This is a genomic window from Pseudaquabacterium inlustre (assembly GCF_038066595.1).
In the GTDB taxonomy this organism is placed as follows: domain Bacteria; phylum Pseudomonadota; class Gammaproteobacteria; order Burkholderiales; family Burkholderiaceae_C; genus Pseudaquabacterium; species Pseudaquabacterium inlustre.
The window spans coordinates 606,850-625,212 of the sequence record NZ_JBBUTH010000003.1; the positions used below are offsets into that span (position 1 = coordinate 606,850).

The 18,363-nt window shown below is 71.3% G+C and carries 18 protein-coding genes; 9 read left to right on the plus strand and 9 right to left on the minus strand.

From position 1 onward, the window contains the following. The first annotated feature begins 110 nt into the window (after positions 1-110). Positions 111-1,391, plus strand: a complete 1,281-nt coding sequence (locus tag AACH10_RS07955; protein WP_341409836.1) for a GGDEF domain-containing protein — start codon at positions 111-113, stop codon at positions 1,389-1,391. 49 nt (positions 1,392-1,440) lie between these two features. Here the strand turns inward: AACH10_RS07955 and AACH10_RS07960 are convergent, their stop codons facing one another. Continuing rightward, on the minus strand, positions 1,441-2,037 hold the full coding sequence (locus AACH10_RS07960) for a GNAT family N-acetyltransferase (RefSeq protein WP_341409837.1): 597 nt from the start codon (positions 2,035-2,037) through the stop codon (positions 1,441-1,443). Between the two features lie 4 nt (positions 2,038-2,041). After that, the gene (locus tag AACH10_RS07965) at positions 2,042-2,884 is read right to left on the minus strand and encodes an AAA family ATPase (RefSeq protein WP_341409838.1); all 843 of its coding nucleotides are present in this window, start codon (positions 2,882-2,884) and stop codon (positions 2,042-2,044) included. Positions 2,885-3,084: 200 nt separating this feature from the next. On the opposite strand from AACH10_RS07965, the gene AACH10_RS07970 reads away from it, so the two are divergent. Beyond that, entirely contained in the window at positions 3,085-3,795 is a 711-nt protein-coding gene (locus AACH10_RS07970; RefSeq protein WP_341409839.1) for a c-type cytochrome, read from the plus strand. Between the two features lie 127 nt (positions 3,796-3,922). Continuing rightward, the gene (locus tag AACH10_RS07975; protein WP_341409840.1) at positions 3,923-5,290 is read left to right on the plus strand and encodes a cyclic di-GMP phosphodiesterase; all 1,368 of its coding nucleotides are present in this window, start codon (positions 3,923-3,925) and stop codon (positions 5,288-5,290) included. A gap of 55 nt (positions 5,291-5,345) precedes the next feature. Here AACH10_RS07975 and AACH10_RS07980 read toward each other — a convergent pair whose 3' ends face one another. Beyond that, positions 5,346-7,826: a heavy metal translocating P-type ATPase gene (locus AACH10_RS07980; RefSeq protein ID WP_341409841.1), complete on the minus strand. Its 2,481-nt coding sequence runs from the start codon at positions 7,824-7,826 to the stop codon at positions 5,346-5,348. 86 nt (positions 7,827-7,912) lie between these two features. Here AACH10_RS07980 and AACH10_RS07985 point away from each other — a divergent pair, with 86 nt between their 5' ends. After that, on the plus strand, positions 7,913-8,104 hold the full coding sequence (locus AACH10_RS07985) for a heavy-metal-associated domain-containing protein (RefSeq protein WP_341409842.1): 192 nt from the start codon (positions 7,913-7,915) through the stop codon (positions 8,102-8,104). A 130-nt stretch (positions 8,105-8,234) separates the two neighbouring features. Beyond that, on the plus strand, positions 8,235-9,842 hold the full coding sequence (locus AACH10_RS07990; RefSeq protein WP_341409843.1) for an ABC transporter substrate-binding protein: 1,608 nt from the start codon (positions 8,235-8,237) through the stop codon (positions 9,840-9,842). Between the two features lie 37 nt (positions 9,843-9,879). Here the strand turns inward: AACH10_RS07990 and AACH10_RS07995 are convergent, their stop codons facing one another. Then, positions 9,880-10,311: a DUF1841 family protein gene (locus AACH10_RS07995; RefSeq protein ID WP_341409844.1), complete on the minus strand. Its 432-nt coding sequence runs from the start codon at positions 10,309-10,311 to the stop codon at positions 9,880-9,882. A 45-nt stretch (positions 10,312-10,356) separates the two neighbouring features. Between AACH10_RS07995 and AACH10_RS08000 the strand changes: the two genes are divergently transcribed. Next, complete coding sequence (locus AACH10_RS08000; RefSeq protein WP_423228574.1) at positions 10,357-11,109, plus strand: sulfite exporter TauE/SafE family protein; 753 nt, start codon at positions 10,357-10,359, stop codon at positions 11,107-11,109. A 13-nt stretch (positions 11,110-11,122) separates the two neighbouring features. Here the strand turns inward: AACH10_RS08000 and kefC are convergent, their stop codons facing one another. Beyond that, complete coding sequence (kefC, locus tag AACH10_RS08005) at positions 11,123-12,973, minus strand: glutathione-regulated potassium-efflux system protein KefC (RefSeq protein WP_341409846.1); 1,851 nt, start codon at positions 12,971-12,973, stop codon at positions 11,123-11,125. Positions 12,974-12,975: 2 nt separating this feature from the next. Then, positions 12,976-13,599 (minus strand): glutathione-regulated potassium-efflux system oxidoreductase KefF, encoded by a 624-nt coding sequence (kefF, locus tag AACH10_RS08010; RefSeq protein WP_341409847.1) that lies wholly within the window; start codon positions 13,597-13,599, stop codon positions 12,976-12,978. A gap of 77 nt (positions 13,600-13,676) precedes the next feature. On the opposite strand from kefF, the gene AACH10_RS08015 reads away from it, so the two are divergent. The 3 genes from AACH10_RS08015 (at position 13,677) to AACH10_RS08025 (ending at position 15,675) form a co-directional block, all read left to right on the plus strand. Then, entirely contained in the window at positions 13,677-14,297 is a 621-nt protein-coding gene (locus tag AACH10_RS08015; RefSeq protein WP_341409848.1) for a ParA family protein, read from the plus strand. Beyond that, positions 14,294-14,779, plus strand: a complete 486-nt coding sequence (locus AACH10_RS08020; RefSeq protein WP_341409849.1) for a MaoC family dehydratase — start codon at positions 14,294-14,296, stop codon at positions 14,777-14,779. The genes AACH10_RS08015 and AACH10_RS08020 overlap by 4 nt, the downstream gene beginning before the upstream one ends. Before the next feature lie 65 nt (positions 14,780-14,844). After that, positions 14,845-15,675: a response regulator transcription factor gene (locus tag AACH10_RS08025; protein WP_341409850.1), complete on the plus strand. Its 831-nt coding sequence runs from the start codon at positions 14,845-14,847 to the stop codon at positions 15,673-15,675. A gap of 5 nt (positions 15,676-15,680) precedes the next feature. Here AACH10_RS08025 and AACH10_RS08030 read toward each other — a convergent pair whose 3' ends face one another. Genes AACH10_RS08030 through AACH10_RS08040 form a run of 3 tightly spaced genes read right to left on the minus strand, consistent with a single transcriptional unit; the run spans position 15,681 to position 18,345 of the window. Further along, a complete protein-coding gene (locus AACH10_RS08030) occupies positions 15,681-16,022 on the minus strand; it encodes a YkgJ family cysteine cluster protein (protein WP_341409851.1) in 342 nt (113 codons plus the stop codon). After that, positions 16,019-17,560: a serine/threonine protein kinase gene (locus AACH10_RS08035; RefSeq protein WP_341409852.1), complete on the minus strand. Its 1,542-nt coding sequence runs from the start codon at positions 17,558-17,560 to the stop codon at positions 16,019-16,021. The genes AACH10_RS08030 and AACH10_RS08035 overlap by 4 nt, the downstream gene beginning before the upstream one ends. A 38-nt stretch (positions 17,561-17,598) precedes the next feature. Beyond that, positions 17,599-18,345: a metallophosphoesterase family protein gene (locus AACH10_RS08040; protein WP_341409853.1), complete on the minus strand. Its 747-nt coding sequence runs from the start codon at positions 18,343-18,345 to the stop codon at positions 17,599-17,601. Positions 18,346-18,363: the final 18 nt, after the last annotated feature.

Here is an 18,363-nt window from a genome sequence, read left to right on the forward strand (position 1 = left end):
CCGGTGGATCCGATCGATTGTGACCCAGTGCCGCGCTGCGCCATCCGCGTCGCTCAAGTCGTGTGGCACCGGCGCCGATAGACGGGGCGATGATGGGGAACGTCGCCCTCGTGCTGCTGACCGTCCTGCTGCTGCAGGTGGCGGTGGCCTGCGCGTGGGGCGTGGGCATCTGGGCGATGGATCTGCCGCGCCGCCCGGCCTGGCACTGGCTGGCCTCGGGCCTGCTGTGCGCGGCGGCGATGGCCATCGTGCTGATGCGCGACCTGCTGCCGCTGCCGGTCGGCGTGTCGGGCAGCAACCTGGTGATGCTGGCCACCGCGCTGGCGCTCGGCCGCGGCATGCGCGTGTTCCTGGGCCTGCCACTGGGCGACCGCGAGACGGCCGCCGTGCTGCTGTTGTTCTGCGGCCTCTCGGCGGTGGCGATGACCCGCCTGCACGAGCCGGCCGGCGTGCGCCTGCAGGCCGTCACCACCACCGTGGCGCTGATGTGGGCGCTGGGCCGCAGCATCGCGGTGGGCTACCGCGCGCTGTGTGCCGAGTTCGGCCGGCGCCGCGCCCTGGTGCTGGTGGTGCCGATGGGGCTGACCTTCGTGATGGCCGCGGTGCGCCTGGCCTCGGCCGTGGGCGCGCCGGCGCGGCCGCTGCACGTGGATGCGCCGCTGCACGTGGCCGTGGCGCTGCTGATGCTGGTGGCGCTGCTGATGCTGCACGGGTCCATGGCCGCCATGGTGGTGATGCGCCTGGTGGGCCGGCTGCGCGAGCTCTCTCAGCGCGACACGCTGACCGGCCTGCTCAACCGCGGTGAATGGCTGCGCCAGCTGCGCGCCCAGCACCGCTGGCTGGGCCGGCATGGCGAGTCCTTCGCGCTGCTGATCATCGACATCGACCACTTCAAGCAGGTCAACGACCGCTGGGGCCATGCCGCCGGCGACGCGGTGCTGGTGAACGTGGCGCAGGAGCTGATCACCTCCTCGCGCGCGCTGGACGCCGTGGGCCGCCTGGGCGGCGAGGAATTCGTGGTGCTGTTGCCGCGCACCGATGCGCCGGCCGCGATGAGCCTGGCCGAGCGTCTGCGCAGTCAGCTGGCGCAGGCGCAGATCGACTGGCGCGAACAGCCGCTGCGCGTGACCGTGTCGATCGGCGTGGCCGTGGCCACCGATGCCGGGGAACTGCCGGCGCAGCTGATGGAGCGGGCCGATGCGGCGCTCTACCGCGCCAAGCATGCCGGCCGCGACCGCGTGGTGCTGGACGGCGAGGCCCCCGCGCCACCGGCCGGGCCACCGCCGTGGCCGCAGGCTGTGCGGCGTGCGATGCCGATGCCGCCGGCGGTACCGTCGACCACACCGCCCACACCGCCTGTTTCGCGGACCGACTTCGTCGACACCGCCTGAGGTGCCGGGCCCGCGGCCCGCAGCCCGGCGTCTCGACCGCGTGCTGCGCTCAGCGTGGGCGCGTGAGCTGGAAATCCAGGTGTGCGCGCACCGTCGGCCATTCATCGGCCGTGATGCTGTAGACCACCGTGTCGCGCAGCGTGCCGTTGGCCGCCACCTGGTGGTTGCGCAGGATGCCGTCCATCTGCGCGCCCAGGCGCTCGATGGCGCGGCGGCTCTGCTGGTTGAAGCGGTGCGTGCGGAACTCCACCGCGATGCACCCCAGCGCCTCGAAGGCATGGGCCAGCAGCAGGCGCTTGGCATTGGTGTTCAGCAGCGTGCGCTGCACCGAGGCCGCGTACCAGGTCGAGCCGATCTCGACGCGCTGGTTCGCGTTGTCCACGTTCATGTAGGTGGTCATGCCCACGGCCTGGCCGGCGGCGTTGAACACCGTGAACGGCAGCATGCTGGACTTCTCCAGCAGGCCCAGGCGGCGCGCGATCTCGGCTTCCATGCCCTCGGGCGAGGGGATGGCCGTGTACCAGAGCTTCCACAACTCGCCGTCCCGCGTGGCCTCGCGCAGCGCCGGCGCGTGCTCGGGCGCCAGCGGCGCCAGGCGCACATGCGGGCCTTCCAGCGTGAGCGGCGTGCAGATGACGGGCTTCATGGGTTCAGCGATTGTGTTTCTGCATGAACACGAGCTTCTCGAACAAGGTGACATCCTGCTCGTTCTTCAGCAACGCGCCCACCAGCGGCGGCACGCTGACCTTCTCGTCCTTGCTCTGCAGCACTTCCAGCGGGATGTCCTCGGCCACCAGCAGCTTGAGCCAGTCGATCAGCTCGGAGGTGCTGGGCTTCTTCTTCAGGCCGGGCAGGTTGCGCACGTCGTAGAAGGTCTTCATCGCCGCGCCCAGCAGCTCCTTCTTCAGGCCCGGGAAGTGCACGTCGACGATCTTCTGCATCGTCTCGGCATCGGGGAACTTGATGTAGTGGAAGAAGCAGCGGCGCAGGAACGCGTCGGGCAGTTCCTTCTCGTTGTTGGAGGTGATGAACACCACCGGCCGGTGCTTGGCCCGGATCAGTTCGCGCGTCTCGTAGACGTAGAACTCCATGCGGTCGAGTTCGCGCAGCAGGTCGTTCGGGAACTCGATGTCGGCCTTGTCGATCTCGTCGATCAGCAGCGCCACCGGCGTCTCGGACGTGAACGCCTGCCACAGCGTGCCCTTGACGATGTAGTTGTGGATGTCCTTGACCTTCTCGTCACCCAGCTGGCTGTCGCGCAGGCGACTCACTGCGTCATATTCGTACAGGCCCTGCTGCGCCTTGGTGGTGCTCTTGATGTGCCACTGCAACAGCGGCATGCCGAGGGCGGCCGACACTTCCTCGGCCAGCATCGTCTTGCCGGTGCCCGGCTCGCCCTTGACCAGCAGCGGGCGCTTGAGCGTGATCGCGGCGTTGACCGCCAGCATGAGGTCTTGCGTGGCGACGTAGTTGTCGGAACCTTGGAACTTCATTTGGAGGGGGTGGCCAGGCCGTTTGAGAAGAGGGTGCGCGAGCTTGCCAAGCTGGGGGAATCGCGCAGCTACCAGGGTGACAGCCCAGTATAAGTGGCCCCATATAATGGGTCGGAGAGCCGTTGACGGCCATCAAGTGCTGGCATTCCGACATGGTGTAGCCGGCCCCAACCTAATACGAGACAAGCCTGCCCACCACGATGAACACCGCGCTCCACACGCTCATCCGCCTGCTCGCCACGGGCTTTGCACTGGCCGCCATCGGCGGTGCCGCCCAGGCCCAGGACGCCAAGGCTGCCGCGGGCGACGCGGCCAAGGGCGCAGGCAAGGCCGCCATGTGCATCGGCTGCCACGGCATCGTGGGCTACCAGGCCACGTTCCCCGAGGTCTACAAGGTGCCGATGATCTCGGGCCAGGGCGCCAAGTACATCGTGTCCGCCCTGCAGGCCTACCAGAAGGGCGACCGCAAGCACCCGACGATGCGCGGCATCGCCGCCTCGCTCACCGAGGCCGACATGGCCGATCTGGGCGCCTTCTACGAGCAGCAGGGCAAGAACGCCGGCAGCCCGGCGCCCGAGGCCCTGGCCAAGCCGGTGCCCGACGCGCTGAAGGACCGCATGGCCGCCTGCGTGGCCTGCCACGGTGCCAACTTCAGCAAGCCGATGGACCCGGCCTATCCCAAGCTGGCTGGCCAGCACGCCGACTACCTGGCCGCTGCGCTGCGCGCCTACCACACCGATGGCAACGCCAACGTGGGGCGTGCCAACGCCACCATGCGCGGCCAGGTGGTGCAGGAAGCCAACGGCCAGAAGAAGCTCACCTTCACCAATGCCGAGCTGAAGCAGATCGGCGCCTACCTGGCCTCGCTGCCTGGCGACCTGCACGTGGTGCCGCAGCCGCGCCTGCGCTGAGGCCGCTGCGCCGCCCGGTCTGGCACCGGGCGGGGCGCCCGAGAGACCGCATGCTTGGGGCATGCGGTTTTTTTTCGCCCTGGCGCACTCAAGCCCCGGGCAGGGGGGCCGATAAGAGCCGTTGACGATGCCAACGGCCAGCAAAACCCTCAAGCGAATTCCTGTCGGCCAGGTGCGGCTGGGCATGCACCTGCACGCCATGGAGGGCAACTGGATCGACCACCCGTTCTGGAAGACCAAGTTCGTCCTGCGCGATCCCGAGGATCTGAAGAAGCTGCTGGCCAGTGCGGTGCGCGAGGTCTGGATCGATCCGGCCCTGGGCCTGGACGTGCTGGAGGCCGACGAGCCCGCCGGCGTGCGCCTGGCGAACGGGCCGCGCAAGGCCGCCACGCCCTCGGTGGCGCTGGCAGCGTCAGCCCGTTCACCGCGCGCGGTGTTCGCCGCGGCCGACACCATCCGTGTGCCGATGCCGCCACGGCCGCTGGCCGCCGAGCGCGAGGCGGCGCCTGTGCCGCCACCCGCCGCGCCGCCCGCCCGCCAGGAGATGGCGGCCGAACTGGCGCAGGCGGCCAAGACCTACCAGCGCTCGCGCGAGGTGATGAGCGGGCTGTTCAACGAGGCGCGCATGGGCCGCGCGCTGGACGCCGAGGGCTGCGGCCCGCTGGTCGACGAGATCACCGATTCGGTGGCCCGCAACCCCGGCGCGCTGGTCAGCCTGATGCGGCTGAAGACCGCCGACGACTACACCTACATGCACTCGGTGGCCGTGTGCGCGCTGATGGTGGCGCTGGGCCGGCAGATGGGCCTGGACGACGCGGCCTGCCGCCAAGCCGGCCTGGCCGGTCTGCTGCACGACCTGGGCAAGGCGGCCATGCCGCTGGATGTGCTGAACAAGCCGGCGCGCCTGACCGAGGAAGAGTTCGCGGTCATCAAGACCCACCCCGAGCGCGGCTACGAGATCCTGCAGGAGGCGCGCGGCGCCAGCGAGCAGGCCATGGACGTGTGCCTGCACCACCACGAGCGCATGGACGGCACCGGCTACCCGCACCGGCTGCCGGCCGACCAGCTGACCCTGCTGGCGCGCATGGGCGCGGTGTGCGACGTGTACGACGCCATCACCTCCAACCGGCCCTACAAGGCGGGCTGGGATCCGGCCGAGTCGGTGGCGCGCATGGCCTCGTGGAAGGGTCACTTCGACCCCACCGTGTTCCGCGCCTTCGTGCGCAGCCTGGGCATCTATCCCAACGGCGCGCTGGTGCGGCTGGAATCCGGCCGGCTGGCGGTGGTGATGGAGCAGAACGCCGACACGCTGACCTCGCCGATCGTCAAGGCCTTCTTCGACACCCGCCGCGAGATGCCGATCATGCCCACGCTGATCGACCTGGCGCGCCAGAGCGGCGACCGCATCGTCGACCGCGAGCCGCCCGGCCGCTGGAACTTCCCGCACCTGGACGCGATGTGGGCCGGCACCGACGTGCTGTCGAAGACCAAGTAGCTGAAGCACCCGGTCTCGCGGTGGCGCGAGACCACCCGCCGGGCGGGTTCTCTGACTACCTGGTCGAGCTGGCCTTGTGCCGCGCCAGCAGCAGCGCGTTGCTGACCACGCTGACCGAGGACAACGCCATCGCGCCGCCAGCCACCACCGGGCTGAGCAGACCGAGTGCGGCCAGCGGGATGCCCACCACGTTGTAGGCAAAGGCCCAGAACAGGTTCTGGCGGATGCGCCGGCTGATGGCGCGTGACAGGTCCAGCGCCTGCACCACCAGCAGCGGGTCGCCGCGCAGCAGGGTCAGGCCGGCGGTCTGCATGGCCACGTCGGTGCCACCGCCGTCGGCATGGGTCATGGCCAGGCCGATGTCGGCCGCGGCCAGCGCCGGTGCATCGTTGACGCCGTCACCCACCATGGCCACGCGCTGGCCCGGCGCCAGGCCCTCGCGCAGCGTGGCCACCACGCGCGCCTTGTCGGCCGGCAGCACCTCGGCATGCAGTTCGGTGATGCCCAGCTGCGTGGCCAGCGCCTGGGCGGCGCCGCGGTTGTCGCCGCTGACCAGCACCACGCGCACGCCGGCGGCACGCAGCGCCGCCACCGCGGCGGCCGCACCCGGCTTGGGCGTGTCGCCGAAGGCCAGCAGGCCCAGGGCACGGGCCGGGCCGGTTGTGGCGAGGGTGGTTGCCACCGTGTCGGCCGCCGGGCCCAGATCGGCCAGCCACGACACGCTGCGCCCTTCGGCGGCCCAGGCCGCCGCCTGCGCCGCCAGCGCGGCATCGGCCACGCCCAGCTCGGCCATCCACACGCCGCTGCCCAGCGCCAGGCGCCGGCCCGCCACCTGGCCTTCGATGCCGCGGCCGGCCACGGCGCGCAGGCCGCTGGCGGCCGGGGCGGCGAGTCGCCGTTCGGCGGCCGCCTGCAGCACCGCGCGCGCCAGCGGATGCTCGCTGCCGGCTTGCAGCGCGGCGGCCTGGGCCAGCAGGGTGTCGTTGGCCTCGTGTGCAGCGTCGGCCGCCCGATGGGCCACCAGCACCGGCTTGCCCTCGGTCAGCGTGCCGGTCTTGTCGAAGGCCACCACGGCCACCTGGCGCATCAGCTCCAGCGCCTGGGCGTCGCGCACCAGGATGCCGCGGCGGGCGGCCAGGCCGGTGCCCACCATCAGCGTGGCCGGCGTGGCCAGGCCCAGCGCGCAGGGGCAGGCGATGACCAGCACCGACACGGCGTGGATCAGCGCCTCGGCCCAGTCGCCCCGCAGCAGACCCCAGCCCAGCAGCGTGACCAATGCCACGCCGCCGACCGCCGGCACGAAGACCTCGGCCACGCGGTCCACGGTCTGCTGGATCGGCGCCTTCTTCGCCTGCGCCGTCTCCACCAGCGCGACGATGCGCGACAGCATGCTGGCGCCACCCACCGCGGTGGTGCGCACCGCCAGCAGGCCCTCGCCGTTGATGGCGCCGCCGGTCACGCGGTCGCCCGGCGCCTTGGCCACCGGCAGGCTCTCGCCGGTGAGCAGCGATTCGTCGACATGGCTGCGGCCTTCGAGCACCAGGCCGTCGGTGGGCAGGCGCTCGCCGGGGCGCACCAGCACCACGTCGCCCGGCTGCACCTCGGCCAGCGGCACGCGCTGCTCGGCGCCTTGGGCGTCGCGGCGCGTGGCGGTGTCGGGGCGCAGCGCGCGCAGCGCGTTCAGCGCGTCCAGCGTGCGGTGCTTGGCGCGCGCCTCCAGCCACTTGCCGAACAGCACTAGCGTGATGACCACCGCCGCGCTCTCGAAGTACAGGTGCGGCATGCCCTCGGGCTCGCGCCACCACAGCGCCAGGCTCAGGCCGTAGGCCGCGGCGGTGCCGGTGGCCACCAGCAGGTCCATGTTGCCGGCGCCGGCGCGCAGCGCCTTCCAGCCGGCCACGAAGAAGCGCGCGCCGAAGCCGAACACCACCGGCGTGGCCAGCAGCCATTGCCACAGCGCCGGCAGCATCCAGTGCCGGCCGGCCAGGTCGCCCAGCATCGGCAGCACCAGCGGGGCACTCAGCAGCGCGGCGGCTGCCACGTGCCAGCCGCGCAGCTCGCCGCGGCGCGGGCCGGTGGCCCCGGCGTCGCCCTCGGACAGCAGCGTGGCCTCGTAGCCGGCGCGGGTGATGGCCTCGCGCAGCGCCACATCGCCGGCGCTGCCGGCCAGGCGCCGCACGCGCACGCCGCCGGTGGCCAGGTTGACGCTGGCCTCCAGCACGCCGGGTACGCGCTTCACCGCCTTCTCGACCCGGCCCACGCAGCTGGCGCAGGTCATGCCGTCCACGCGCAGGTCGCGCGTCTCCTCGGGGATGGCATAGCCGGCCTTGGCCACCGCGGCCTGGGCGGCCTGCACGGCCTGGGCGGTGGCCGCCGGGCTGCTGGCGTCGAGCGCCAGGCTGGCCTGCTCGGTGGCCAGGTTGACATGCGCCTCGCGCACGCCCGGCACGCGGGCCAGGGCCTTCTCGACCCGCGCCACGCAGCTGGCGCAGGTCATGCCGTCGATGGGCAGGGTGAGGGTGCAGGTGTCGTCCATGCCGGGATGCTAGACCTTGCCACGATGTCAAGGTCTAGACTCGGGCGCATCGCCTGTTGTTCACCGTTCACCGGGAGCCCTTGTCCATGATCGACCTCACCCTGCCCACCATGACCTGCGGCCATTGCGTGCGCACCGTCACCGAGACGGTGCAGCGCGTCGATGCCGAGGCCCGGCTGCAGATCGACCTGCCCACGCACCGCGTGCAGATCGAGTCGCCCAAGCCGGCCGCCGAGTTCGTGGCCGCGCTGACCGAAGAGGGCTACGCGCCGGCCTGATCCCCTGCGCCCGGCACCGCGCGCTGGCCTTGCCTACACTGCGCGCCGGCCGAACGCCTTCCACACGCGGCCATCCGCCCGCCCGCCGCCACGAGCTGCGGGCCCGCTTCCACTCGACCAGGGTCTGTCCATGAAATCTCGTCCGTTGTCTTCGATGCTGCTGGCCACCGCGGTGGTGATGGCCGGTGCCGGCCTGTCGCCCGCCCAGGCGCAAACCCTGCGCTGGGCCAGCCAGGGCGATCCGATGACCATGGACCCGCACTCGCAGAACGAGGGTCTGACCAACAGCGTCAACCAGCAGGTCTACGAGCGCCTGGTCACGCGTGACCGCAAGCTGGGCCTGGTGCCGGGCCTGGCGGTGTCGTGGAGCCAGCCCTCGCCGCTGGTGTGGCGCTTCAAGCTGCGGCCCAACGTGAAGTTCCACGATGGCACGCCGTTCACCGCCGACGACGTGGTGTTCTCGATGCAGCGGGCCAAGGAGCCCACCTCGCAGATCAGCACCTATGCGTCGGCGCTGGGCGAGGCGGTGAAGATCGACCCGCTGACGGTGGAGTTCCGGCTGAAGACCGTGAACCCGGTGTTCCTGGAGCACCTGGACACCATCTTCATCATGAGCAAGGCGTGGTGCGAGACCAACCGCAGCGTCAAGCCGCTGGACTACAAGAACCGCGAGGAAACCTTCGCGTCCACGCACGCCAACGGCACCGGGCCGTTCATGCTGGTCAGCCGCGCGCCCGGCATCAAGACCGTGCACAAGCGCAACCCGGCGTGGTGGGGCTGGGGCACCATGGCCGAGGGCAATGTGCAGGAGGTGGTCTACACCCCGATCGCCAACGACGCCACCCGCCTGGCGGCGCTGATCTCGGGCGAGCTCGATTTCGTGCAGGACCCGGCGCCGCGTGACGTGGCCCGCCTGCGCAACGTGCCGGGCGTGAAGGTGGTCGACGGCCCCGAGAACCGCGTGGTGTTCTTCGGCATGGACCAGGCGCGCGACAAGCTGCTGCATGCCAATGTGCCCGGCGACCGCAACCCGTTCAAGGACCAGCGAGTGCGCCGCGCGCTGTACCAGGCCATCGACATCGAGGCCTTGCGCAGCAAGCTGATGAACGGCCAGTCGCTGCCCACCGGTGCGATGACGCCGTCCAGCATCGCCTCGTTCAACGACCCCGCGCTGGAAAGCCGCTACCCCTTCGACCTGGCCGGCGCGCGCAAGCTGATGGCCGACGCCGGCTTTGGCGACGGCTTCGAGGTGACGCTGGACTGCCCCAACAACCGCTACATCAACGACGAGGAGATCTGCCTCGCGGTGGCGGCGATGTGGGCGCAGCTGAAGGTCAAGGTCAAGGTCAACGCGATGCCGCGCTCGCTGTACTTCCCCAAGGTGGAGAAGATGGACGTCAGCCTGTACATGTACGGCTGGGGCGGCGCCATCACCGATGCCGAGACCACGATGACGCCGCTGATGCGCATGCGCAGCGACAAGGGCGTGGGCCTGTACAACTTCGGCAACGTGCGCAACGAGAAGGTCGACACGCTGGCCGGCCAGAGCAGCGTGGAGCCCGATCCGAAGAAGCGCGAGCAGCTGATCAAGGCCGCGCTGCTGGAGTGGAAGGAACAGTTCCACACGCTGCCGCTGCACCGCCAGATGATCCCGTGGGCGATGCGCAGCAACGTCGACGCGGTGCACCGCGCCGACAACTACGTCACCGTCGAGTGGATGACCGTGCGCGCCAAGTGACGGCGCGGGCCCGCCGGCCGGTGCCGGCGTGCCAGTTTCAGCGGGTGGCCCGCCGCCGCACGGCGTCCAGGTAGGCGTGGCCGTCGGGCGGGCGGCCGCTGCGCTGGCTTTCCCAGATCATCGTGCCCAGGCACTCCATGGCCTCGTGGTGGGCCTCATGCAGCGCATTGCGGCGCGCGGCCAGCAGTTCCACCGCCTGGCGGATGCCGCTGGGCTGGTCGATGCTGCACTGCTCGCTGATGCTCAGGTGCATGGCCAGGTGCAGGAACGGGTTGGTGCGGCCGCCCTCCACCGGGTACTCGGCGGCCAGCGCGGCGTCCAGGTCGGCCAGGTCGCCGTGGTATTCGGGATGCTCGGCTATCCAGCCGCCGGCCAGGGTTTCCATCGGCGTCAGCGGCGTGCCGTCGCGCTGCTTGCGGTAGGTCTCGCAGAAGAATCGGCGGACGTCGTGCTGGGAGGGCTGGAACATCCCACAATTGTCGCGTCCCTGGCCGAGTTCTGCTGACCCCTCCCTGTGTTGCCTGTCATCACCGATCCCGCGTTCTACGCGGTGGCCGTGCCCGCGGTGCTGCTGATGGGCATCAGCAAGAGCGGCTTCGGCGCCGGCTTCGGCGCGCTGGCCGTGCCGCTGATGGCGCTGGCCGTGCCGGTGCCGCAGGCCGCGGCCATCATGCTGCCGCTGCTGGCCATCGCCGATGTGCTGGGCCTGAAGGCCCTGGCCCGCGAGGCCGACCGCGCGCTGCTCAAACTGCTGCTGCCGGCCGGGCTGACCGGCATCGTGATCGGCTGGCTGCTGTTCGGCGTGCTGCCGGCCAAGGCGGTGGCCGGCCTCGTGGGCGCCATCACGCTGGTGTTCCTGGCCATCCGCACGGTGTTTCCGCCCAAGGCCGATGCGCCGCCGCCGGCCCGGGCCGCTGGTTTCTTCTTCGCCACGGTGTCGGGCTTCACCAGCTTCGTGGCCCATGCCGGCGGGCCGCCGATGGGCTTCTACATGCTGCCGCTGAAGCTGCCGCCCGTGCGCTTCACCGCCACGCTGGCGGTGTTCTTCGCCGCGGTCAACGCCGCCAAGTGGCTGCCCTACGGCCTGCTGGGCCTGATCGACCTGACCAACATGGGCACGGCCCTGGTGCTGGCGCCGGTGACGCCGCTGGGCGTGTGGGTGGGCGTGCGCATCGTGCGCGTGATCCCGCAGGCGCTGTTCTACCGGATGTTCTCGGTGGGCATGCTGCTCACCGGCATCAAGCTGGTCTATGACGCGCTGAAGTGAGCTTCAGTGCGGATCAGTGCGGCGGCTCGTCGCCGCCATGCCAGCCGCGGCGGTTGCGTGCGGCGGCCTGTTCGGCGCGCTCCTGCGCCCACATGGTCTCCAGTTGCTGGCGGCCCTGCTTGGCCACCGCGATCAGCTGCTGCTCGTCGCCCACATGGGCGCGCATCTGCTCGATCAGCTCCACCGTGTGGCGCCGAAAGCGCAGCGCCTGGTTGCGTGCGGCATGCGGCTGCCAGCCCAGGCGTTCGAGCACATGGCGGCCGCTCATCAGCGAGGCGTCCAGCGTCTCGCGCTCGATCAGCTCGATGCCCAGCGCACGCAGCTTCAGGTAGTGCGTGACATTGCGCGCCCGCGCCACCACGGTGAGTTGCGGGAAGTGCTCGCGCACCAGCTCGGCCACGGCCACGCTCTGCTCGATGTCGTCGATGGCCAGCACGAAGACCTGGGCCTCGCCCGCGCCGGCCATGCGCAGCAGGTCCAGCCGGCTGGCGTCGCCATAGAACACCTGCCAGCCGAAGCGGCGCACGGCCTCCACCTGCTCGGCGTCGTGCTCCAGCACGGTGGCGCTCAGGCCGCTGGCATTCAGCAGCCGGCCCACCACCTGGCCGAAGCGGCCGAAGCCGGCAATGATCACCGGCGCGGCCTGCGGCTCGCTCAGGTGGGCGCTGGCATGCACCTCGGCGCGCGGCGCGCGGGTGGCCAGGCGCGGCACCCACCAGCGGTCGGCCAGCGGCAGCAGCAGCGGCGTGGTGAGCATCGAGATGGCCACCGCCGCCACCAGGAACGAGCTGGTGCCGGCATCGATCACGCCGGCCTGTTGCGCCGCCTGGAAGACCACGAAGCCGAACTCCCCGCCCTGGGCCAGCAGGATCGCGTACACCGGCCGCTCGGCCAGCGGCAACTTCGCCAGGTGGGCCAGCACCCACAGCACGCCCAGCTTCAGCACCAGGAAGCCGGCCACCACCGCGGCGATCAGCCACGGGTGCGCGGCCACCACGGCGAAGTCGATGCCCATGCCCACGGCGATGAAGAACAGGCCCAGCAGCAGGCCCTTGAAGGGCTCGAGGTCGGTCTCCAGCTCGCGCCGGTATTCGCTCTCGGCCAGCAGCACGCCGGCGAGGAAGGCGCCGAGGGCCATCGACAGCCCCACCGCCTGCATCAGCGAGGCGGTGGCCACCACCAGCAGCAGCGCGGCGGCGGTGAAGATCTCGGGCGTGTCGCTGCGGGCGATCCAGCGCAGCGCCGGGCGCAGCAGCAGCCGGCCGCCGAAGACGATGCCGGCCACCACGCCCAGCGCCTTGGCCGCGCCCCACCAGCCGCCGCCTTCGTGCGCCACGCCGGCCGGCGCGGCGGCCAGCAGCGGCACCAGGGCCAGCACCGGGATGGCCGCGATGTCCTGCAGCAGCGCCACGCTCAGCACATGCTGGCCCGACGAGGTGGCGCCCAGGTTGCGCTCGGCCAGCACGCCCAGGCCGATGGCGGTGGACGACATCGCCAGCCCCAGGCCGGCCACCAGGGCCACGCGCCAATCCACCCCGGCGGCCACGGCCACGCCCAGCATCAGCGCGGTGGAGCCCAGCAGCTGGAAGCTGCCGCCACCGAAGATCGGCCGGCGCAGCGACCACAGCCGGCGCGGTTCCAGTTCCAGCCCCACCAGGAACAGCATCAGCACCACGCCGAACTCGGCCACGTGCAGGATGGTGCCGGGCTCGGTGACCAGGCGCAGGCCCCAGGGCCCGATGGCGATGCCCGCGGCCAGGTAGCCGACGATGGCGCCCAGGCCCAGCACCCGCGCAATCGGCACGGCCAGCACCGCCGCGCCTAGGTAGACCAGGCTGCTGCTCAGCCAGTTGCCGTGCTCCATGCTCAGGCCTCCACCGGCCGTTCGCCGGCCGGCACCGCGCAGCCGGGGCAGGGCGGCAGGCTGGCCAGTTCGGGCCAGCCGGCGGCATCGGGCCAGCTGCGCAGGCGCTGCACGAAGCCCTGGGCAAAGCGGCCGATGGTGGCCGTGTCGGCCTGGTGCGCGCCATGCAGCACCTGGGGCGGCAGAAAGCGCAGACCGGCCAGCGCGGCGGCCTGCTCGTACGGCGGCAGGAAGGCCTCGAACGGGTAGCGGTTGTGGCCCTCGGGCCGGTACGACGCGGCGCTGCCGCCGGTGGAGCACACCAGCCACAGGTCGCGCCCGGCCAGCGCCGTGCCGCCAGGCCCGTAGGCCCAGCCGAAGGCGAACACCTCGTCCAGCCACAGCTTCATCAGCGGCGGCATGCCGTACCAGTGGATCGGGTGCAGCCACACCAGCAGCTCGGCCTGGGCCAGCGCGGCCTGCTCGGTGGCCACGTCCACCAGGTAGTCGGGGTACAGCGCATACAGCTCGCGCACGGCGATGTCGGCACCACCGGCAGCGGCCTGGCGTGTGGCGGCCAGCAGCGTGCGCGTGACGCGGGATTCCCCCAGGTGCGGGTGGGCGGCGATCACCAGAATTCGTGGCATCGTGGTCAGTCGGTGGGTGGCGCGAAGAGGTCGCTCTCGTAACATACCAGCAAGCAGTGCAAGGGTCTGGAGCAGGTATGCCGGTGATCGCGGTCGCCAATCCCAAGGGCGGCGTGGGCAAGAGCACGCTGGCCACCAACGTGGCCGGCTGGCTGGCGCGCCAGGGCCATGCCGTGATGCTGGGCGACCTGGACCGCCAGCACAGCGCGCGCGGCTGGCTGGGCCTGCGCCCGCCGCAGCTGCCGCCCATCCGCGGCTGGGAGGTGCTGGACGGTGGCGACACCGTGCGCCTGCCCAAGGGCACCACGCACGCCGTGATCGACACGCCCGCCGGCCTGCACGGCAAGCGCCTGGACGCGGTGATGAAGCTGGCCGACAAGCTGCTCATTCCGCTGCAGCCCAGCCCCTTCGACATGGCCGCCACCCAAGCCTTCCTGCGCACGCTGGCCGAGCACAAGCGCGCCGAGCGCCTCCAGGTGGGCCTGGTGGCCATGCGCGTGAAGGAGCACACCCACGCCACCGAGCACCTGCACGAGTGGCTCGATACCCTGCAGCGCCCGCTGCTGGCGCATCTGCGTGACACGCAGAACTATGTGCACCTGGCCGCGCGCGGCCTCACGCTGTGGGACGTGGCGCCCGGGCGTGTCGAGCGCGACCTGGCGCAATGGCAACCCATCCTCGACTGGCTTTCCGAATGACCGCTCTGAATCCCGACATCACCCCCGGCCCCGTGCACATCGCCACGCTGGCCTCGCTGCAGGCCCGCGTGGGCGAACACCTGGCCACCAGCGACTGGGTGGCCATCGACCAGGCGCGCATCGACCAGTTCGCCGAGGCGACGGGCGACCACCAGTGGATCCACGTCGATCCGGTGCGTGCGGCGGCCGGGCCCTTCGGCACCACCATCGCGCATGGCTTTCTCACGCTGTCGCTGCTGCCGCTGCTGGTGGGCGAGACGGTGGTCATCGACGACGTGCGCATGGGCGTCAACTACGGCCTGAACAAGGTGCGCTTCCCGTCGCCGGTGCCGGTGGGCAGCCGGCTGCGCGCCCAGGTGCTGCTGCTGAGCTACGAGCCGATCGCCGGCGGCGCGCAGCTGACCATGGCCGTGACCATCGAGCGCGAGGGTTCGGACAAGCCGGTGTGCGTGGCCGAGGCGGTGTCGCGGCGCTACACCTGAGCGGGCCACCCGGCGCCCGGCGCGGCGCATGACGGCACACGCCACCACAGCAGGAGGGGCAGGACATGAAGGTGCTGATGCTCGACGATCACCCGCTGGTGCTGACCGCGCTGCGCCAGATGCTGGAGACGCTGGACCCCGGCATCCACGTGGGGGCGGCCGAGACGCCCGCACAGGCCAAGGCCCTGCTGGCCGGTGATGACGCCCCCTTCGACCTGCTGCTGCTCGACCTGCGCCTGGGCGACGATGTCGACGGCTTCGACGTGCTGGCCGAACTGCGCCAGGACCACCCCGAGCTGCCGGTGGCCATCGTCTCGGCCACCGAACGGCTGGCCGACGTGGTGCGCGCGGTGGACATGGGGGCGATGGGGTTCGTGCCCAAGCGATCGTCGATGGCCGAGCTGACCGAGGCGCTGAGCATGGTGCTGTCGGGCGGCGTCTACATCCCGCCGGTGCTGCTGGAGCTGATCTCGCGGCTGCAGGGCCGCGGCGACCTGGGCGACACGACGATCACCGCCGCCCGCGCGCAGCTGGCGGCGGCCGATGCGGCCGAGGCCGCGGCGCGGGCGGGGCAGGGGGCGCCGGCCGTGCCCCAGCCCACGGTGGCGGCGGCAGTTGCGCCAGCGGTCGCGCCCCTGGCCGCGCTGGACGGCCTGCTGCCCCCGCGTCGGCCTGACGGGCTGGATGTGCTGGGCCTCACGCCACGCCAGACCGAGGTGCTGGCGCTGCTGCTCAAGGGCCTGCCGAACAAGCTGATCGCGCGCGAGCTGAACCTGTCGGTCGAGACCGTGAAGGACCATGTGGCGGCGGTGCTGCGCGCGCTGAACGTCAGCTCGCGCACTCAGGCCGTGCTGGCGGTCAGCCGGGTGCTGCAGCAGCGCGCATCAGGCGCCTGACCCGTTCACATCGGTAGCGGTGGCAGCCCGTGGCGGGCGCGGGCGCGGGCGCAGGCCTCGTCGCCGATGCCGAAAGGCGCGCGCAGGCCGAACTCGCGGCAGGGCGAGGGGCGCCACTCGTGGATGCCGCAGCTCACGCGCTGGCCGATGGTGCCGCTCAAGGCGGCGCAGCGCGGGCGCGCATGGTCGGTGCCGCGCAGGCGCGACAGGCCAGCCGTCACCGGCACGGCCAGGCCGTCGGGCACGGTGCCGCCTTCGCTCTGCAGCTCGTGGCTGGAGAAGTCGACGCGCATGCCTGCGCAGCAGGCGCCGCAGCGCATGCAGGGGTTCAGGGCTTCTTCGCTCATGCGGTGGGGGATGCGCCCGGCGGCGGCGTGTCGGCGCCGGGCGTGGCCGTGGCGTTCGGGTCGGGGGCGGGCACGCGCACCACGGTCACCGTGCATTCGCTCTGCGCGGCCACCTGCGACGACACGCTGCCCAGCAGCCGGCGCAGCGTGGACGAGGCGCGCGCGCCCATCACGATGTGGTCCACCTGATTGCGCTGGGCGAACTCCAGGATCGCGGCGGCGGCATCCGGCGCCTCCAGCACGTGGAAGGTCAGGCGACCTTCCTCCAGGTTCAGCGCCTTGCTGATCGGCCGCGCCCAGTGCTTCAGGCCCACCAGCTGCTTGACGTGCTTGCTGCGGCCCTCGGTGTCGACCAGGTCGTCCATGCCGATGCGGGCGATCTTCATCACGCTCACACACGCCAGGCGTGCGCCGGGCTCGGTGACGACGATGCGCCGCACCGTCTCGCGCAACTGCTCCAGCAGCGGCGCGCTGGCGTTCTCGATGTCGACCGCGGCCACGATGATCGGGCTCTTCTCGATCTGCTCGGTCACCTTGGCCGGCGGCTGCGCCGGCTCGGCACCCAGGGCGAAGAACCAGCGCTTGAGCGTCTTGATCGTGCCGCTGCGCGTCATCTTCTCGGCACGGCGGGTCAGCGGCACCTCGCCGGGGTTCTGCAGATCGAGCGCCAGCTGCGCGGCGGTCTGATAACGCCGCTCGGCCTTGACCTCCAGCAGGTGCAGGATCACCTCCTGCAGCCAGGGCGGGCAGTCGCTGCGCAGTGCCCGCGGCGGCACCGGCTCGACGTACAGCCGCCGGCGCAGGCCGCGCACCGAGTCGGGCGCGCCGAACGGCCGCTCGCCGGTGGTGAAGTGGTAGAGCATCACGCCAAGCGCGAACAGGTCGCTGCGCGGGTCGTTGCGCACGAACTGCACCTGCTCGGGCGACATGTAGGGCCCGGTGCCCATCGGCAGCGTGAATTCCTCGTCCAGCAGGTCGGGCAGGTGGTCGTGTCGCGACAGCCCGAAGTCCACCAGCACGGCCGTGCCGTCGGGGCGGAACATGATGTTGCTGGGCTTGATGTCCAGGTGCACCAGGTGCTGGCGGTGCAGGTCGTGCAGCGCGGTGGCCACGCGCGAGCCGATCTCGATGACCTCATCGAGCGCCAGCGGCGCTTCATCCAGCCGGGCGCGCAGGCTCACGCCCTCGATGCGCTCCATCACGATGAAGGGCAGGCGCGTGAAGTCGCCCTTGGCGATGAACTTGGGCACGTGCGGGCCCTTGAGCATCGGCATGATCATCTGCTCGACCTCGAAGCCGACGATGGTGGCCGGGTCCTCGCCGCCCTTGATGCGCGGCACCTTCATGATCAGCGGCAGGCGCGAATCACCCTGGTGGTTGACCTCCAGCACCTTCCACAGGTGGGCCATGCCGCCCACGTGCAGCTTCTCGATCAGCCGGAACTGGTCGATCACCATGCCGGGCTCCAGCGGCAGCGGCGCGGGCATGCCGCGCGAGCCGGTGTAGCCCAGCGAGGGGCTGTAGAACTTGCTGTCCATGCCGAGCCTCCCGTTCCCGTGCGTGGCCGCCGCGGTGCCTACTGGCCTTCCTCGAGCCGGATGGCCAGGCGTTGCGGCAATTCGGCGGCGAGGATCTTGGCACCGGCGGTCTCGTGGTCGTACGGTACGCGGTGGTAGGTGATGGTGGCTTGCGCGTCGTCGAAGATCGCGTAGCAGGCGGCCGGGTTGCCGTCGCGCGGCTGGCCAGCCGAGCCGGGGATGATCAGCCACTGGCGGTGCGGCGGCACCGGGATGGGCACGCCCGGCGTGGGCACGAAGTCGCCCGCCTTGCCGGTGCCCGAGACATGGAACAGCTTGGGCTCGTGCATGTGGCCGCAGAAGGTGTAGCGGCTGTCGGTGGCGTGCATGCTGCGCACCGCCTCGCTGCGGCCCTGGATGTAGTCCCAGCCGGCCGGCGCCCAGGCGTTGGCGTGCACGTAGAGGTGGTCGCCACGGGTCTGCACCAGCGGCAGATCGGCCAGGAACTGCACCTGCTCGGGGTTCAGGCGCTCACGCGTCCAGCCGATCACATGCGCCGCCTCGGCACGCATGCCGGGCGACACGCCGCGCACCACGGCCATGTCGTGGTTGCCCTGCACGGCCAGCGCGCCTTCCTTGCGAACGAGCTCGCGGGCGGTGTCCACCACCCAGCCGGGGTCGGCGCCGTAGCCGACGAAGTCGCCCAGCAGCACCCATTGCTGCACGCCCTGGAAGCGGGCGTGGTCCAGCACGGCCTCGACGGCCTCGCGGTTGGCATGCAGATCGGTGATCAGGGCGGTTTTCATCGTTGTGTTGTCTCCTGA

Excerpts from the sequence above, each read along its gene's own strand:
- AACH10_RS07990 (WP_341409843.1), top strand. The coding sequence starts at position 8,235 with ATGAAATCTCGTCCGTTGTCTTCGATGCTGCTGGCCACCGCGGTGGTG.
- AACH10_RS07970 (WP_341409839.1), top strand. The coding sequence starts at position 3,085 with ATGAACACCGCGCTCCACACGCTCATCCGCCTGCTCGCCACGGGCTTT.
- AACH10_RS07980 (WP_341409841.1), bottom strand. The coding sequence starts at position 7,826 with ATGGACGACACCTGCACCCTCACCCTGCCCATCGACGGCATGACCTGC.
- AACH10_RS07960 (WP_341409837.1), bottom strand. The coding sequence starts at position 2,037 with ATGAAGCCCGTCATCTGCACGCCGCTCACGCTGGAAGGCCCGCATGTG.
- AACH10_RS07985 (WP_341409842.1), top strand. The coding sequence starts at position 7,913 with ATGATCGACCTCACCCTGCCCACCATGACCTGCGGCCATTGCGTGCGC.
- AACH10_RS08030 (WP_341409851.1), bottom strand. The coding sequence starts at position 16,022 with ATGAGCGAAGAAGCCCTGAACCCCTGCATGCGCTGCGGCGCCTGCTGC.
- AACH10_RS08035 (WP_341409852.1), bottom strand. The coding sequence starts at position 17,560 with ATGGACAGCAAGTTCTACAGCCCCTCGCTGGGCTACACCGGCTCGCGC.
- AACH10_RS08025 (WP_341409850.1), top strand. The coding sequence starts at position 14,845 with ATGAAGGTGCTGATGCTCGACGATCACCCGCTGGTGCTGACCGCGCTG.
- AACH10_RS07965 (WP_341409838.1), bottom strand. The coding sequence starts at position 2,884 with ATGAAGTTCCAAGGTTCCGACAACTACGTCGCCACGCAAGACCTCATG.
- AACH10_RS07995 (WP_341409844.1), bottom strand. The coding sequence starts at position 10,311 with ATGTTCCAGCCCTCCCAGCACGACGTCCGCCGATTCTTCTGCGAGACC.
- kefC (WP_341409846.1), bottom strand. The coding sequence starts at position 12,973 with ATGGAGCACGGCAACTGGCTGAGCAGCAGCCTGGTCTACCTAGGCGCG.
- AACH10_RS08015 (WP_341409848.1), top strand. The coding sequence starts at position 13,677 with ATGCCGGTGATCGCGGTCGCCAATCCCAAGGGCGGCGTGGGCAAGAGC.
- AACH10_RS08020 (WP_341409849.1), top strand. The coding sequence starts at position 14,294 with ATGACCGCTCTGAATCCCGACATCACCCCCGGCCCCGTGCACATCGCC.
- AACH10_RS07975 (WP_341409840.1), top strand. The coding sequence starts at position 3,923 with ATGCCAACGGCCAGCAAAACCCTCAAGCGAATTCCTGTCGGCCAGGTG.
- kefF (WP_341409847.1), bottom strand. The coding sequence starts at position 13,599 with ATGCCACGAATTCTGGTGATCGCCGCCCACCCGCACCTGGGGGAATCC.
- AACH10_RS08040 (WP_341409853.1), bottom strand. The coding sequence starts at position 18,345 with ATGAAAACCGCCCTGATCACCGATCTGCATGCCAACCGCGAGGCCGTC.